Source organism: Curtobacterium sp. MCSS17_006, assembly GCF_003234215.1.
Taxonomy (GTDB): domain Bacteria; phylum Actinomycetota; class Actinomycetes; order Actinomycetales; family Microbacteriaceae; genus Curtobacterium; species Curtobacterium flaccumfaciens.
This window is the reverse complement of the sequence record NZ_QKSO01000004.1, coordinates 148793-164852: the sequence shown is the minus strand read 5'-3', so window position 1 is coordinate 164852 and position 16060 is coordinate 148793. Positions and strand designations below refer to the sequence as shown.

16 protein-coding genes are annotated in these 16060 nt (G+C 69.3%); 6 read left to right on the top strand and 10 right to left on the bottom strand.

All coding sequences use genetic code 11. The features are described 5' to 3' along the window. Positions 1-5: 5 nt before the first annotated feature. The 9 genes from DEJ21_RS05995 to DEJ21_RS05960 form a co-directional block, all read right to left on the bottom strand. On the bottom strand, positions 6-287 hold the full coding sequence (locus tag DEJ21_RS05995; protein ID WP_146247709.1) for a hypothetical protein: 282 nt from the start codon (positions 285-287) through the stop codon (positions 6-8). Between the two features lie 93 nt (positions 288-380). Continuing rightward, positions 381-839 (bottom strand): hypothetical protein, encoded by a 459-nt coding sequence (locus DEJ21_RS05990; RefSeq protein WP_111224026.1) that lies wholly within the window; start codon positions 837-839, stop codon positions 381-383. After that, positions 836-958 (bottom strand): hypothetical protein, encoded by a 123-nt coding sequence (locus DEJ21_RS18550; RefSeq protein WP_258374892.1) that lies wholly within the window; start codon positions 956-958, stop codon positions 836-838. Before DEJ21_RS18550 ends, DEJ21_RS05990 begins: the two co-directional genes overlap by 4 nt. A gap of 861 nt (positions 959-1819) precedes the next feature. Beyond that, positions 1820-4489, bottom strand: a complete 2670-nt coding sequence (locus DEJ21_RS05980) for a hypothetical protein (RefSeq protein WP_146247708.1) — start codon at positions 4487-4489, stop codon at positions 1820-1822. 334 nt (positions 4490-4823) lie between these two features. Then, positions 4824-4994, bottom strand: coding sequence for a hypothetical protein (locus DEJ21_RS18140; protein WP_181435799.1), 171 nt, complete (start codon positions 4992-4994; stop codon positions 4824-4826). Between the two features lie 788 nt (positions 4995-5782). Then, complete coding sequence (locus DEJ21_RS18545) at positions 5783-5905, bottom strand: hypothetical protein (RefSeq protein WP_258374891.1); 123 nt, start codon at positions 5903-5905, stop codon at positions 5783-5785. Beyond that, positions 5902-6132: a hypothetical protein gene (locus DEJ21_RS17950; RefSeq protein WP_146247707.1), complete on the bottom strand. Its 231-nt coding sequence runs from the start codon at positions 6130-6132 to the stop codon at positions 5902-5904. Before DEJ21_RS17950 ends, DEJ21_RS18545 begins: the two co-directional genes overlap by 4 nt. Beyond that, positions 6129-6731: a hypothetical protein gene (locus DEJ21_RS05965; protein ID WP_111224021.1), complete on the bottom strand. Its 603-nt coding sequence runs from the start codon at positions 6729-6731 to the stop codon at positions 6129-6131. The genes DEJ21_RS17950 and DEJ21_RS05965 overlap by 4 nt, the downstream gene beginning before the upstream one ends. Positions 6732-7744: 1013 nt before the next feature. Then, entirely contained in the window at positions 7745-9187 is a 1443-nt protein-coding gene (locus DEJ21_RS05960; RefSeq protein WP_111224020.1) for a recombinase family protein, read from the bottom strand. Here DEJ21_RS05960 and DEJ21_RS05955 point away from each other — a divergent pair. Beyond that, positions 9125-9664: a DNA-processing protein DprA gene (locus DEJ21_RS05955; protein WP_111224019.1), complete on the top strand. Its 540-nt coding sequence runs from the start codon at positions 9125-9127 to the stop codon at positions 9662-9664. The genes DEJ21_RS05960 and DEJ21_RS05955 overlap by 63 nt on opposite strands. A 25-nt stretch (positions 9665-9689) precedes the next feature. After that, a complete protein-coding gene (locus DEJ21_RS05950; protein WP_258374890.1) occupies positions 9690-10622 on the top strand; it encodes a tyrosine recombinase XerC in 933 nt (310 codons plus the stop codon). A gap of 72 nt (positions 10623-10694) precedes the next feature. Here DEJ21_RS05950 and DEJ21_RS18135 read toward each other — a convergent pair whose 3' ends face one another. Continuing rightward, the gene (locus DEJ21_RS18135) at positions 10695-11282 is read right to left on the bottom strand and encodes a murein hydrolase activator EnvC (protein ID WP_181435797.1); all 588 of its coding nucleotides are present in this window, start codon (positions 11280-11282) and stop codon (positions 10695-10697) included. 331 nt (positions 11283-11613) lie between these two features. Here DEJ21_RS18135 and DEJ21_RS05940 point away from each other — a divergent pair, with 331 nt between their 5' ends. The 4 genes from DEJ21_RS05940 to pyrH all read left to right on the top strand — a co-directional run bounded on the left by DEJ21_RS05940 (position 11614) and on the right by pyrH (position 16059). Further along, a complete protein-coding gene (locus tag DEJ21_RS05940) occupies positions 11614-13056 on the top strand; it encodes a sugar porter family MFS transporter (RefSeq protein ID WP_258367097.1) in 1443 nt (480 codons plus the stop codon). Positions 13057-13378: 322 nt separating this feature from the next. Beyond that, entirely contained in the window at positions 13379-14296 is a 918-nt protein-coding gene (rpsB, locus tag DEJ21_RS05935) for a 30S ribosomal protein S2 (RefSeq protein ID WP_027465874.1), read from the top strand. A gap of 88 nt (positions 14297-14384) precedes the next feature. Further along, positions 14385-15212, top strand: coding sequence for a translation elongation factor Ts (gene tsf, locus DEJ21_RS05930; RefSeq protein ID WP_111224018.1), 828 nt, complete (start codon positions 14385-14387; stop codon positions 15210-15212). Positions 15213-15339: 127 nt separating this feature from the next. After that, positions 15340-16059 carry a UMP kinase gene (pyrH, locus tag DEJ21_RS05925; protein WP_110859085.1) on the top strand — a complete coding sequence of 240 codons (720 nt, stop codon included), beginning with the start codon at positions 15340-15342 and terminating at the stop codon, positions 16057-16059. The last annotated feature ends 1 nt before the right edge of the window (position 16060 follow it).

The following is a 16060-nucleotide window of genomic DNA, read 5'->3' as shown; positions in this document are numbered from 1 at the left end:
CCAGATCAACCGGGCTTGCGAGCGCTTCCGCGGTGCCTAACCGCAGCCCTCCAGACCCACGCCTCCAAGGGAAGCCCGTCGGCCCGATCCCAGCGGACGAGCACCGCGTCGGGCGTCTGCGAGACAGCCAAGCCGTCGACCCGAAAGAGTCCCTCCGGCGTCTGAACGTAGGCCCGCACCGGGAGGAGCCCCGCGCCGACGACGGGGCCGCCGTACGCCTCTTTCGACAGACTGAAGGGCGTCGCCTGCATCGGCGGCTGCCACCGATCAGAGCGTCGCTTTCCCATGCGGGGAGTCTGCCTCGGGCCTCTGACGCGGAGACGACGAAGGACCCCGCCTCGCGAGGAGACGGGGGCCTTCGGTTGAGACGAGCCGAGCTGCTACTCGGCGGCCGGAGCGGCGCCCTTCAGGGTGAGCACCGGCTTGTTGTAGTTGACCTCCTGGCCCTTCATGGGGCCGTTCTTCGCGACGAAGCTCACGGGCTCGATCTTCAGCGTCGCGAGGATCGGGCCGTCGGCAGCTTCCAGCGCATCGGCCACGCTCGCGTCGTCGCCGAGCTGGCCCATCTCGGTGGAGGAGAACGTGAACTCGCCGACCTCGGGGGCTGCGGCGAGGCGGAAGCGTAGCTCGGTGATCAGGTCGGGACCGCCCGCCGCTTCGCGACCGAGGCGAGCGCGCCGAGCGTAGAACGCGCGCCGGGAGTCCCCGAGGGTGCCGTCGTGATCATGTTCCGTTCTGCCGTCGGCGTCCACGATGAGCTTGCCCTCGCTTGTCCAGTAGAGCGCTCTTCTCCGGAGGGCGGTGCCCGGGTCGAGAAGGACGTCCACCTCCGCGCTCACAGCGGGGCCCCATCGATCTCGGGGACCCATCGAGTCCGGCTGCCGTCCGCGAACACGGTCCAGGTACCGCCGCTGCCGTCGGACACGATGACCCAGGCTGAGTCGGTGTTGCTGATCACGCTGCCTCCTAGTTTCGGTGTTGCAACAACTATCGCAGCCGAGGGAGGTTTCCGCAACACTGATATTGTCTGGCCATGACCGAAGGACGTAAGCCGGGTCGTCCGCGAGCCGTTGACCCGAAGAGCCTCACCCGATCCGTGCGCCTTTCGCCGGGCGAACTAGACGAGATTGAGAGGGCCGCGCGGCTGGACGGAGAGTCGCATCCGACCCGCTGGATTGCTGCCGCGGCGTTGGAGAAGGCACGTCGGGTCCTCGCCTGACTCTCCGAACCGCTTCCGACCCGACTATCGAACACTTCTTCGCGTGTCGCGCGGCGTGTCGCTTCGAACGTACGTTCAAGTCGTCTACCCTGTCCACGCACGAACGCAGACGCTCGTGCGATGGGAGTTGTCAATGGCCCGAACCATCTGCCCCGACTGCGGACACGCTACCCACGTGACCGCGGACAACCGCCTCGGGAACCACCCGGGAACGCACACCCTCAGGTGTGCAGCCACAGGAACAGTCGTCACAACCGAGACCTTCGAGGGCGGCGTCCGTCCATCCCCATCGGAGGAAGCAGCCGAGCGCTACAGGAAGCGCGAAGCCAAGCGAGTCGCCTTCAAGGCGCGAGACGCCGAGGACAAGCGTCGTTGGGCCGAGCTCGTGGAACGCATGGACAAGGCTGAGCCCACCCGCGGCAGCGGTGGGGGGTACGCCTTCCCCCGCATCCGCGTCGTGAGTGGCGGACTACCGGGCCACGGGCGGCGCCGGTAGCTCGCGAACAAAGCCCGAGTACGACGAAACGCCCCCGTCCAGGACTGAGGTCCGGGACGGGGGCGTTCGGCTGCGAGGCGGATTGTTACGGATTGTCAGACGGCTTAGCGCGCGTAGGCGTGCTGCTGGGTCCGGATCAGGAAGTCGACCTCTCGAAGGTCGCCGCGCAGGCTTCCCGTCGAGCTGAGCTCAAAGTCTCGACCGGTCCAGGTGCTCGCCGCGTCCGGTCCCGGCTTGAAGAGCGCGCTCGGCGCTGTGGCGGGCTCCACGTAGTGCATGTTCCGTGCGCTCTCCGCGACGGCGTCAGCGGCGTGCTCGCGCATCATGCGCGAGGGGCTGTGGATGCCGAGGAAGCTCTTCACCGCGTCCACCGAGCCCTTGATCGGGCCGAGGACGGCGTCGGCGATGCGCTGAGTCATCGCCTTCACTCCCTCGATCAAACCTTCGACGATGTTCCGGCCGACACTGTGCAGCCACGACCCCGTGCCGGAAAGACCTGAGACGGCGAGAGCGCCGAGGGTGGCGAGGAAGCCGACGAGAACGCCGACGTGCTCGACAATCGCTGAGCGGAGGCCGTCGGTCAGGGCGCGGAAGGGGCCGGAGAGCGCGCCGACAGCGGCGGACCACGCCGAGCGCACGACCGTGAGCGCCGCACGGATGACGGCGACGACAACACCGACCGATCCTCGGAGGAGGCCCGTCACGAGCGCCCACACACCGGAGAGGACCGTCGCCAGCCCCGACCAGACCTGAGCCCAGTCGCCGGACATGAGCGCCGTTGCGGTCTGAAGGAGGCCCTGCACGATCTGAAGGGCGCCGGTCACGACGGAGATCACCAGGGACGCCGCGGCCCGGACGACCGGCGTCAGCGCCTCGACCATCGGCAGGAGCACGCCGAGGAGCGCAGCGACAACGGGGCCGACAGCCCCAACGAGCATCGCCGATGCCGCCAGTGCAGGCACGAGGGCGGCGATGAGCGAGGCGAAGCCAGGGAGCACCACGTCGACGAGCGCGGCGACGACCGGGACGAGGGCAGAGAGAAGCGTCGCCCACGCGGGCACGAGGACGTCCCGGAGGAGCGCCCCGTAGAGGCCAGCGGCCTGCGCCAGGTAGGGCAGGATCGCGGCAAGCTGCTGGCGGAACAGTCCGCCGAGCGACGCGACAAGCGGGAGGAACTGCGCGTGCACCGCGACGAGGCCGCCGCCGAGGTGCGTCGCGAGCTGGACGACGAGCGGGAGAAGCTGCGGGAGGATCGGGAGGAGCCCCTGAAGGATCACGCCGAACGGCGACAGGCTCGGCAGGACCGATGCGAACGCCGGGACGAGCTCCGAGAGCGCTCCGGTGATCTGCGGGACGAACGGGGCGAAGGCGCTCACCATGGAGCCGATCACCGGGCCGAACGTCGAGCCGAGACCGCCGAAGGCGTCGACCACCCAATTGATCGCCGTCACGGCTCCGTCGAGGGACGGACCGAGGACACCGATCAGGGCCGAGGCGAGGCCGGAGAAAGCCGGGAGGAGGGCCTGGCCGATCTTCGTCTTGCCGTTCTCCCACATCGCATTTAGCACCTGCTGCTTGTGCGCGAGGGTGTCGCTCTCGCGCCCGAAGTTGCCGTGCGCGTCCGCGGTCTGGTCCATGATGAGCGCGAGGGTCGCGGCCTGATTCGCCTCCGTGGAGAGCGCGCCGCCGACCTTCGAGAAGCCGAGCTCGGCGGCCTTCGCGTCGACGGCTGCCTGATTCAGGCTCACGCCGTACGCCTCGATCGGGTCGCGCTCGCCCTTCAGGGCCGAGGACAGGGCCGAGACCGCGTCGGACGTCGTCCCGCCGAACATGGAGGACAGGTCCGCGCCGACGCCGATCAGGTCATTGGTCTTCCCGGCGAGCTCGTCGGTCGCCGTGCCACCGTTCTTCAGCTGGGTACCGATCAGGGTCCCGAGCGTGTTGTATTCGTTCGCCGTCAGGCCGACCGCGGTCGCGGCGTTGTTGGACCAATCGAGCATCTGCCCGGCCGAGCCCTTAAACACCGTCTCGATCGCGCCGACGGACTGCTCCAGCTCGGAAGCACCGGAGACAGCGTCCTTGAAGAAACCGCCGACCTTTCCGGCCACCCATAGGCCCGCCGAGATCGCGGCGAGTGGGGCGATCGCGCGGAGCGTGCTCGCGAAGAACAGGCCGCCGCCGCGGTTCCCCGCCCGGCCGAGGCTGGCGCGTGCGGCGGTCGGGAGCGCGAGTCCGAACCGGTGAGCGTCCGGGACTAGGGACATTGTGGAGAAGCCGACGTTCTTCATGAGGTCCTCCGGTGGGAATGCGAAACCCCCGCCACTAGAAGCGGCGGGGGTCGGGTCGGACGGTTGAGGCGTTAGATTTGAGGCATGTTCGACTGGGCAAGTTTCCTGACAGGCATCGTTGGCGCAGGACTTGGCGCCGGAGCCTCTCTGCTGTTGCAGATCTCGAGTGCTCGCCAAGATCGGCTTGCACGACGGCGCGAGATCGCCCTCGAAGTGGCCGGAGCGTTCCGCGGCATCGTCCGTCCCCTGATGAGTCACTCGAAGCAGGGCCCTAAAGTCGATGACCTGATCCCCGCGCTGCAAGGCGTCTCGACGTCCATCACCGCGTTGCGGCTGGAGTTGAAAGAGGCTGAGCTTCCCGTAGCGGAATGGGTCGACGCTGCTCGTTCCGAGCTCGCGCGTGTGACGACCGAGTGGGGCAAGGCCGATCAGTCCGAGAAAAACCCGAAGGCTATGACCAACGTCGTGAATGCTGTGGCGAAGCACATCGCAGAATGGGCGACGGGTCGTGAAGGACCAGAGTGGTTCTCATCGAACCCAGTGCAGCCGGGCGAGGCGCTAGTCGCCACTTCCCAGACGCCGTCGGGTGGAAGCGTCGAGGGCTGACAATCCCCCTGGCGATTGCTCAGGGGCTCAGACGGGGACGGGGCGGCCCTGGAGGGCCTCGGGAGGCGGACTCGCCTACGGATTGATGAGGACCTCTATGCCCGTACGCACAGCGAGGCGCTATGCCGGTTCGGTAGGGGCGACAGGGGGGGGAGGGGGAGGTCCACCCCCACCCCCTGAAGGGCAGCCGGGCGCGGTCCGGCCGCCCTGATGGCTACACGTGGGTCCGGTCGCCGGACCATCGTGCGGTCGCTTGGTCGAGGACGCCGAGCGCGTGTTCCAGCGCCTGCGCGGTGCGCTCGAGCATGAGCTCAGCGTGCACCGCGGCAGCGCGAAGTGCCAGGCGCCGCGAGTCGGCAGCGGTGTCACCAGTTGGGTCGCTCACCCCGCTGGTCCGGATGCCGAGGGACTCGGGCCGCGGGCTGAGCGAGGCACGCTGATACTGCGCCTCGCTTACTCCGTCGAGTGCGTGGGCGAGGCGGAGGGCAAGCTCGGCGTGCCGCCGTACCTGCGCAGGGAGAGGTGGTCGGGTCGGTGAACCCCGGTCCTCTACCTCAACGGGGTAGGGGTGCTCGGCGACGGGGAGGGCGGTCATGCGCTGCGCTCCCGTCGGCGCTCGGCGCGCTTCGCTCGGCGCGCTGCTCCCGCCGGCCGATCGCACGTGCTGCTGCGGGCGACGACGGGGCGCGGTCCAGCGGCGGGCAGCCAGTGACCGCAGCCGGTTGCGCACGGCACGACGTAGCTACTGGCCGTGCTGACGCGGCGAGGAGCCTCGGCGGCACGAAGTCGCGCCTCCGCTGGCTGCCAATCATGCTCGACGCGCTCACGGTCGTGTCGGAGGGCAGCGTCGATGCGGTCGACATGGTCGCCGACGATGCGGGTTGCCTCAGTGACGCCGCGATCGGCGACGAGTTGGATCGCCCAGGCGGCGACAGCCTCGCGGCGAGCGCCCGAGGAGAGCTCCGCGAAGCGGTGGGGAAGGGCGTCGAGGACGTTCCTGTGGAGGTGCCTGCGCGCGCTCGCGGAGGCGAGCATCGGAAGGCGCGGGCCGTAGCCGTCGCCGAGGAGCTGGCGAGCGTGGTCCAGGAGAAGGCGGTGCTTTCGCATGAGACGCGGCATCCAGCCGCACGCGGGCATGTAGCTCCCGCGCTGTGGGAAGTGGAGGAAGGAGAATCAGTCGTCTTCGCCGAGGTCGCGCACGTCGAGCAGGGCGATGGGGTCGCCGTCGGGATGGCTCTCGTCGGTGACGTAGACGGTGCCGTTTACCCGGACAGTTGTGGTCGGTCGGAGGCTCATCGCAGACCTCGGATTTCCGCCAGGACGTCGTCCGTCGTCTCGTCTAGCGAGTTGGCGGCGTTGCGCGCAGTGAGCGCCTCGCGGTAGTAGCGCTCCGGCGTCATCCGGTGCCAGCGCGCCTCCACCTCGACCTTGCGGCGTGTCTGCGCGTCGACGTCTTCTAGGCGTTCAGGTAGCGCGCCCGCCGTGCGTGCCTCGCCCACAGCGCGGTCGATCGCCGACTTCACGACGCGGCTCCTTCGAGTCCGTCCGTGAGGGCTCCCGAACGGAAGCGCTCGATCTCTTCCAGCTCGAAGGCGCGAAGCTCGTAGCTCGTGCGGCCGACGGTGACGGTGCCGCCGACTCCGGCCGCGCGGACCCATGACGCGTGAGATTGCTCGCGGTCGCTGAACGCAGCGCGGAGTTCGGCAAGCGCGGCGATCATGCGGCCGTGCGCAGTACGGGTCGCCTCCGCGGTGATCGCTCGGAGGTCTACCTCGTCGGCCGTCTTTCGCGTCAGCGCGCGGAGATCGGCTTCGATCTTCGCGATTGCCGGGTCCGGTCGCATCGCGGCGGCGAGCTCGGCTTCGCGGTCCGTGAGGGCGTCGACCTCGGCATGCGTGACGCCTTGACGCGGGACGCGACCATCAGGATTGCCGACGGGGCCGGTAACGATCGTCTTGTCGACGATCGCCTGCCCCACCGCAAGTCGTTCGCGAGCGAGCGGGGCGATGCGGTCCCGGTCGGCGGCGATGAGTCGACGCCATTCTTCGCGCTTGCCGGAGGCTTCTGGAGCCGCGAGGTAGAGCCACGACGGCAGTTCGTCAGGGGTGCGCTTGTCGGTCACAGGTGTTCCTTTCATCGGGGTGGAGGGGTGCGCGGGTTACCCCGCCGCGTCGGGAGTCTGTAGAGCGTGCGAACGCCGAGCGGACGTCCGCCAACGCGGCGTCGACGAGCTCTGCGGTGCCCGCGAACGGGGCTGCGTGGATTGCTGAGGGGCCTTGCGTGCTGTCGGCGCTGAGCACGTGCCGGATCGACTCACGCGCCGCGTCCAGAGCGCTGAGCGCGTGCTCGTCCCTCCGTCGAGCTCGGGATGCCGAGACTCTGTGCGAGGCGGAGCAGTAGCGGGCGTCCGCGCGGGACGCGGCGAAGGGCTGGCCGCACCAGAGGCAGCCGGAAGGTGAGTCCTGCATCGGCCTCCTCGGTCAGATGTCAACAACGGATCGAGGCGATAGAGAGCGCCCGCACGCTGGCCCTGTTTTCCAACGCGCGGGCGTCATTCACCCAGATGAGAACGAGACAGATCGCTCTACCGGAGAAGGGGACCGGGACCGTGACGCGCAATCAGCGTCGGCGCACTGCGCGGCGGCGACAGCGGCGGCACGAAGACGCCTTGCCGTCACGCCGGGTCGAGTCGACGCCGAACGCCGCGAAGGGCTGATGTGTGCCGCATCGGCCGCATGTCTTCCCCGCGCTCGATTGGCGACGATGAAGAGACCGCACAGCCGCTTCCCCGACCTCGGCGCTCCACCCGGCTGCGGCGGTGGCGGCTCGAACGAGGGTTTCGGCGTCGGTTGTCGGCGAGAGGGCGGCGGAGTGGCGACTCATGTTGCAGAAGGGGACCGGCCGCGAGCCAGCTGCTCAGATCGACGCCGGGTGACGCCGGGTGACGCCGAGGGTGACGAAGTGACGGAAGTGACGGGTACCTCTGTTAGGTGTATAGAACTCTCTCTCTTCACACACCTATACGGGGTGACGCTAGAACCGTCACTTCGTCACCCCTGGAGACGACGAAGAGGGCCTCTCCGGCGTGGAGAAGCCTTCTCGTACACGTGTAAACGCGCTTCATCGCACCAACGGTCAGTCGAACGCGTGTTGCGGGTCCTCGGCGCCGGGATTGAGATGGGTCGCGAGGCGATGCTCGATGCGGACCCGCTTCGCGGCGTCCCTGCCCGGCTCCAGCTCTATATAGAGGAGCGCACGGATGATCTCGCGCCGTTGCTCCAGCCCGAGGTCCTCGAAGCGCTCTCGGACCCGCGACCGCATCTCGCCGAACTCGGGCATCGTCCACTCGGCTTCGCCACGGAGGAGGCCACGCGCGAGCTCGTGGAGAGCCCCCGCCGCTGTCTTCTCGCTTCGGGCTCGATCCAAGTCAGCCTCGATCGTTTCGCGCTCGCTCTTCAGCTCAATGAGCCGCGTGCGCGCGATCGCTGGTGGCACGACCCCGGCGTCCCTGTCGTCGAGAATGAGGCGGACCTTCCCGGCGTTCGCCTCGTGCTGCTCGACGAGCGAGCGGATGCTCGCGCTCGCCGTAGTCGGGAAGAGGTCCGCGCCGCTCGTGAGGAGCGCTGTCACGACAGCGTCGACGGCGAGCGGCTCGATCAGCGCTGCGTTGATCGAGGGGTGTCCCTTACCGGGCGTCGGGCACTTGTATGCGCGCATGAAGTGGAGGGCAGCACCGCATGCCGCGCAGTGCGCGAGGCCGCTGAGAAGGTGGCGTGCCTGGCCGCCCGGTGAGGTTCGGCGACCTGGGTCGGAGAGGATCGCCCGGACCTCGGCGGCGAGCTCCTCGTCCACGACCGGCACGACGTGGTCCGACTTCACCACCTGGAACTCCGCTCCGTCCTTGCCCTTGTACCGCGCGAATCCCGCGTAAGTCTCGTTCAGCAAGATGTCCCGGAGGCGGCGTGGGCTCCACTCCTTCCCCGGCGAGGGGTCGACGCCGTCCTCCGCGAGCTCGCGTGAAAGGCTGCGAAGCGACCCGCCGTCGGCCACGTGCTCGAACATGTGGCGGACGACCGTCGCCTCGGCCGGACGGGGCGTCACACCGTCAGACTCATAGCCGTATCGTCGTCGGGTCGGAACGGGGCGTCCGGCCGCGGCGCGCGCCACGTTGGCGCGGAGCTGGCGCTCGCCCTTCCGCCGGACCTCGAAGCGGGCGATGCTTGCGAGCATCGTCGCCCGGAATTCCCCGTCGGCAGTCGTGAGATCGATCTGTCCGTCGACCGTGAGCACGTGAGCGCCGGTGTCGATGATTGTCATGAGGTCGCGGGTGTCGCGAAGTAGGCGGTCCAGGTCGACGGACACGACTACTTCCGCCTCCCCGGCGCGTAGCCGGTCGAGCATCGTCGCCCACTGAGTATCTGCTCCCCGGCGCTTTGATGCGCTCGTATCGTTGTCGATGAACTCCTCGACTACCTCCCAGTCCCGAAGCTGGATGAGTGCGCGACAGCGTTCTAACTGGCGGGTGATGCCCTCGGAGACGTCTTCAGACTGGCGGGTGTAGATCACAGCGCGGGTCACGCATATAACGTACGTCTACGCGCCCGGAACCGGCTGATCGCCGCGCTGGCCGACGTCACGGTCGTGGTCGAAGCGGGCGCCCGGTCCGGGGCGCTCAACACCGCCCACCACGCCGCGCAGCTCGGCCGGCCGGTGTTCGCGGTCCCGGGAGCGTTCGCGTCCTCGGCATCGGTCGGGTGCCACCGGCTCATCGCACAGGGACGGGCGCAGATCGTCGTGCACCCCGGGGATCCGGTCGCGGCGGCGAGGCCGGCGACCGGGACGAGCGGGGGAGCGGTGCCGGACGAACCGCTCCTGTCCGGTCGGCAGGATCCCGAGGTGCTCCGGGTGCTCGACGCGCTCGGTCGTCGCGCTCTGCCCGAGGCCGAGATCGCCCGTCGGGCGGGCATGTCGACGGCCGACGTCGCCGACGCGCTCGCCCTGGCGCAGCTGCAGGGACTCGTCGTCGCGAGCGGCGGCGGGTGGGGTCGGGCATGACGGTCGACAGCCGTACGCTGACGTCGTGGTTGCGCGGACGGACGGTCGACTGGTGGTGGCGGTGGACGCCTTCCTCGGGCACGCCCGGCACGCGCGGGGTCTCAGCGAGCAGACCCTGCGCGCGTACGCCAACGACCTCGAGCAGCTCGTGGCCTTCGCGGACACCCGAGGGGTCGACCGCGTCGCCGACGTCGAGCTCGAGCTCCTCCGTGACTGGCTGTGGGACGCCGACCACCGGGGGCTCGCCCGGTCGACGATCGCTCGGCGGTCCTCGTCCGTGCGGGCGTTCACGCGGTGGGCGAGCGAGACCGGGGTGACGACGACCGACGCCGGGGTCCGGCTCCGTGCACCGAAGGGCGGGGCGCACCTTCCCCGCGTCGTGTCGGCCGACCAGGTGCGCGCCCTGCTCGACGGGCTCGGTGCCCGGGCGGCGACGGACGACCCGGCGGCGCTGCGGGACCTGGCCCTGGTCGAGCTCCTGTACGCGGCGGCCATCCGGGTCAGCGAACTCGTCGGGATCGACGTGACCGACGTCGATCGCGGACGCTTGACCGTGCGGGTGCTCGGCAAGGGCGGCAAGGAACGCGTGGTGCCGTTCGGGGTTCCGGCGCGGGACGCACTCGAGGCGTGGCTCGAGCGCGGACGGCCCACCCTGGTCGCACGGTCGGAGGGACCGGCAGGCACGGCGCTGTTCCTCGGCGACCGTGGCGCCCGACTCGGCGTCCGCAGTGCCTACCGCGTGGTGGCGCGGTTGCTCGGTGACCTGCCGGGCGAGGGGCCGAGCGGGCCGCACACCTTCCGGCACACCGCGGCGACGCACCTGCTCGACGGGGGAGCGGACCTGCGCGCGGTGCAGGAACTCCTCGGTCACGCCAGCCTCGGCACGACGCAGATCTACACGCACGTGTCGTCGGCGCGGCTGCGCGAGGTCTACCGGACGGCGCACCCGCGCGCCTAACGGCTGGGCGACCTGCGTTCCGGTTCCCGGTCGGTTTCGGTCGGTCTCCGGGAGGTCTCCGGTCGGCTCGACTCACCCGGGCCAGGCCGACTCGGGCAGGAGCACCGGCCACTCGGCTGGTGGCAGGTACGCCATCGGGTCGACGTAGCGACCGTCGACACGAGCACCGAGGTGCAGGCACGGCGCCGACGCCGGACAGTGCCCGACCGAGACCCACCCGACCGGCGAGCCCTGCACGACCTCGTCTCCGGCGGCGACCGAGGGCGTCACCGAGTCGAGGGTGCTGACGAGTCCGTCGCCGTGGTCGATGGTGACGACGGTGCGTCCACCGACCGCGCCGGCGAACGCCACGGTGCCGTCGTCCACCGCCGAGGCAGTGCTGCCGAGGGCGGCCGGGACGTCGAGGCCACGGTGGCCGGCGGCGTAGTCCGAGGACGGTGCCTCCCACGCGCGCTCGACCACCCGCGATCCGGTGGGCCAGACCCAGCGAGCCTCGACCCGCCCCGAATCGGTCGCAGTGCCCACCGACGCCCCGGCTCCCGTCGACGGCGCGGCCCCGAACACCGCCGCCCCGCCCAGCACCGTCCCGCTCAGTACCGTCCCGCCCAGCACCGCTGCGCACACCACGGACAGCAGGACGGGACGTGCGCTCGATCGCATGTCACCAGCCTGGGCAGTGGAACCCGGCCCCGGGGCGGACCGAGGAGATCTGTGGAGGGGGAGTCGCGCCTCCAGGCCTGGGGAGGAACGTGCCGAGGACGGAAACGACAGAACCGACGTCGTACGACGGCGACAGCGTCGTTCCGCGTCGGCGCCCAAGCCAGACCGCCCGAGCCGCGCCGTCCCGATCACGCCCCGGTTATGACCAGATCCCGAGCGAGGAGTACAGTCGGGGCCGCTCCGGAACACGCAACGCCGCTCGGACGGCGAACCAGCCGACCGCCGGGGCACCGTGCTGCACACCGGCACGGCGGCAGAACCCAGGAGCATCGTGTCCACCACGACCACCGGGCACGGCGAAGACCGTGCGTTCAAGGGGAAGGTCACCCTGTTCGCCATCGCGGCGGCGGTCGGTGGCTTCCTGTTCGGCTTCGACTCGTCCGTCATCAACGGCGCCGTCGACGCGATCAAGGGCGAGTTCAACCTCTCCGACGCGGCCAGCGGCTTCGCGGTCGCATCGGCCCTGATCGGCTGCGCGTTCGGCGCCTACTTCGCCGGCCGCCTCGCCGACCGCTACGGCCGCACTCGGATCATGTTCTGGGCCGCCGTGCTGTTCTTCGTCTCGTCGATCGGTTCGGCGTTCGCGTTCGCGACGTGGGACCTCGTGATCTGGCGTCTCGTCGGCGGTCTCGGCATCGGTACCGCTTCGGTCATCGCGCCGGCGTACATCTCCGAGGTCTCCCCGAAGGCGATCCGCGGCCGGCTGGCCTCGTTCCAGCAGCTGGCGATCACGCTCGGTATCTTCGCCGCGCTCCTGTCCGACCAGCTGTTCGCCGTCACCGCGGGCAGCGCCTCGGCCGAGGTCTGGGGCCTCGCCGCCTGGCGCTGGATGTTCCTGGTCGGGGTGATCCCCTCGGTCGTCTACGGCGTCCTGGCGATCACGCTGCCGGAGTCCCCGCGCTACCTGCTCACCAAGGGCCGTGCGGACGACGCGCGCGTCGTGATGGGCAAGATCGTCCCGCGCGACACCGTGAACACGAGCCTGGAGGAGATCCAGGACGGCATCAAGAAGGAAGCCAACGAGAAGAAGGGCTCCATCCGGGGCAACCGCTTCGGGCTCCAGCCGATCGTCTGGGTGGGCATCATCCTGGCCGTGCTGCAGCAGTTCGTCGGCATCAACGTGATCTTCTACTACTCGACGACGCTCTGGCAGGCCGTCGGCTTCAAGGAGGAGGACTCGTTCCTCATCTCCACGATCACCTCGGTGGTCAACGTCGCGGTCACCTTCGTGGCGATCTTCCTGGTCGACAAGGTCGGCCGCAAGCCGCTGCTCGTCGCCGGTTCCGCTGGCATGTTCGTCTCGCTCACCATGGTCGCCATCGCGTTCTCGCAGGCGACGATCGTCGACGGCAGCCCGAGCCTCCCCGGCTCGTGGGGCGTCATCGCGCTGATCTTCGCAAACCTCTTCGTCGTGTCCTTCGGCGCCACGTGGGGTCCGCTCATGTGGGTCCTGCTCGGCGAGATGTTCCCGAACCGCATCCGCGCCACGGCGCTGGGCATCGGTTCGGCCGCCAACTGGATCGCGAACTTCATCGTGACGATCTCGTTCCCGGTGCTCTCGGGCTTCAACCTGACGGTCACCTACGGCATCTACGCGCTGTTCGCGCTGCTGTCGCTGTTCTTCGTCATCGCCAAGATCCCGGAGACCAAGGGCCGCTCGCTCGAGGAGATGGGCATCTCCGCCGACGGCGACACGGTGGACGCCAAGGCCTGATCGGCCGGTCGCGCACCGCGTCCGTTCCGCACGGATCGCCGGACTGGAGGCCCGGATCACGTCAGCCGCGAGGCGCGCGTGATCCGGGCCTCCCTTCTGTTAGCATCTATCCAGCAGCGTGCTGATGCGCGCTGACTTCGCGTGTCCACCAAGCCCTCACGGGCTCGGTACCCGACCACCGGTCCTGCTCTCACGAGCGGGCGGTCGCGTGCCAGGACACCAGGGACCACGACCGACGGTCGTGATCGACACAACCGCAACAGGTCCGCAGCGACGTGCGAGAGCACGGCTGCGCGCCGAGAACACAGAAGGAGGACGGCACATGGCCGTCGTCACCATCCGCCAGCTGCTCGACAGCGGCGTCCACTTCGGACACCAGACCCGTCGGTGGAACCCGAAGGTGAAGCGCTTCATCCTCGCCGAGCGCTCGGGCATCCACATCATCGACCTGCAGCAGTCGCTGGCCTTCATCGACCGCGCGTACGACTTCGTCAAGGAGACGGTCGCGCACGGTGGCACGATCCTCTTCGTGGGCACCAAGAAGCAGGCCCAGGGCTCCATCGCCGAGCAGGCGACCCGCGTCGGCCAGCCGTACGTCAACCAGCGTTGGCTCGGCGGTCTGCTCACGAACTTCCAGACGGTCTCCAAGCGCCTCGCGCGCATGAAGGAGCTCGAGGAGATCGACTTCGACGACACGACGAAGGGCTTCACCAAGAAGGAGCTCCTCATCAAGAAGCGCGAGCTGGACAAGCTCCACAAGACCCTCGGTGGTATCCGCAACCTCACGCGGACCCCGAGCGCGCTCTGGATCGTCGACACCAAGAAGGAGCACCTCGCCGTCGACGAGGCGCAGAAGCTCGGTATCCCGATCATCGGCATCCTCGACACCAACTGCGACCCCGACGAGATCACGTACCCGATCCCGGGCAACGACGACGCGATCCGCTCCGTCGGTCTGCTGACCCGCATCGTCGCCGACGCCGCGGCCGAGGGCCTGAAGACCCGCCACAACGGTGGCGACGAGGACGAGGCCAGCGAGCCCCTCGCCGAGTGGGAGCAGGAGCTCCTCGGTGGCGAGACCGCCGCCACGACCGAGGCGCCCGCCGCCCCCGTCGAGGAGAACGACGCTGACGCGCAGGTCGCCGCGAAGGAGATCGGCGAGCCGATCGCCGACGAGGCGAAGAACGCGGAGCCGACGGCCGAGGCCGAGGCAGCCGCGGAGACCACCCCCGCCGAGTGAGTCGCCGGGGCGCCGGACCCCACCGGGTCCGGCGCCCCGACTGCACTCCACTCTCCACACACGTACAGTCCAGAAAGGACTCCAGTCAATGGCAAACTTCACCGCTGCTGACGTGAAGAAGCTCCGCGAGGACCTCGGCGCCGGCATGATGGACGCGAAGAACGCGCTCGTCGAGGCCGACGGCGACTACGACAAGGCCGTCGAGCTGCTCCGCATCAAGGGTGCCAAGGCCGTCGCCAAGCGCGACGACCGTGCCACCTCCGAGGGTGTCGTCGTCGCGACCTCCGAGAACGGCGCCGCCACGGTCGTCGAGCTCGCGAGCGAGACCGACTTCGTCGCGAAGAACGAGAAGTTCACGACCCTCGCCGACAAGGTGCTGGGCGCGGTCGCCGCTTCCGGTGCCGCCGACGTCGCTGCTGCCAACGCCGCACCGCTGGACGGCAAGACCGTCCTCGAGGTCGTCAACGAGTCGGCTGCCGCGCTGGGCGAGAAGCTCGAGGTCCGCACGGTCCGCCGTGTCGAGGGCTCGGCCTTCGAGATCTACCTGCACAAGACCAGCCAGGACCTGCCGCCGCAGATCGCCGTCGTCATCGCGTACGAGGGTGACAACGCCGCCGAGGCGCGTTCGATCGCACAGCACGTCGCGTTCGCGAACCCGACGTACCTGACCCGCGACGAGGTCCCGGCCGAGGCCATCGAGAAGGAGCGTGCGACCGTCGAGGCGATCACGCGCGAAGAGGGCAAGCCCGAGGCTGCGCTCCCGAAGATCGTCGAGGGCCGGGTGAACGCCTACATCAAGCAGGTGTCGCTCCTCGACCAGGACTACGCGAAGGACAACAAGATCTCCGTCGCGAAGGCCGCCGAGAACGCCGGCATCACGATCCAGGGCTTCGCCCGCGTCAAGGTCGGCGCGTAACGAACCCGTGACGGGGTCAGGAACCAACCAGGTTCCTGGCCCCGTTTTTCGCGCGCGCCGGCACGACACGCGCGCGACACATCCGCGAGTACATTTCCACGAGACCACGACGAAGGGTGCGGACCAGATGACCGACGAGAAGACCGGACGACGCCGCGTTCTGCTGAAGCTGTCGGGAGAGGCGTTCGGCGCCGGCTCCCTCGGGGTGAACCCCGACGTGATCGGCACCATCGCCAAGGAGATCGCCGTCGCCGCGCGTGAGGTCGAGATCGCGATCGTCGTCGGCGGCGGCAACTTCTTCCGCGGAGCCGAGCTCTCGCAGCGCGGCATGGACCGCGGGCGGGCCGACTACATGGGCATGCTCGGCACGGTGATGAACGCACTCGCGCTGCAGGACTTCCTCGAGCAGGCGGGCGCTGCGACCCGCGTGCAGTCCGCCATCGCGATGACCCAGGTCGCCGAGCCGTACATCCCGCGGCGCGCCGAGCGGCACCTCGAGAAGGGCCGGGTCGTCATCTTCGGCGCCGGTGCCGGACTGCCGTACTTCTCCACCGACACGGTGGCGGCGCAGCGTGCGCTCGAGATCAAGGCGGACGAGGTCCTCGTCGCCAAGAACGGCGTCGACGGCGTGTACACCGCCGACCCGAAGAAGGACGCCACCGCCGAGAAGCTGCACCACGTGACCTACCAGGACGCGCTGCTCAAGGGCCTCAAGGTCGTCGACGCCACCGCGTTCTCGCTCTGCATGGACAACGGCATGCCGATGCACGTCTTCGGCATGGAGGGCGAGGGCAACGTCCAGGCCGCGATCCGTGGCGAGCGCATCGGCACCGTCGTCAGCAACTGAC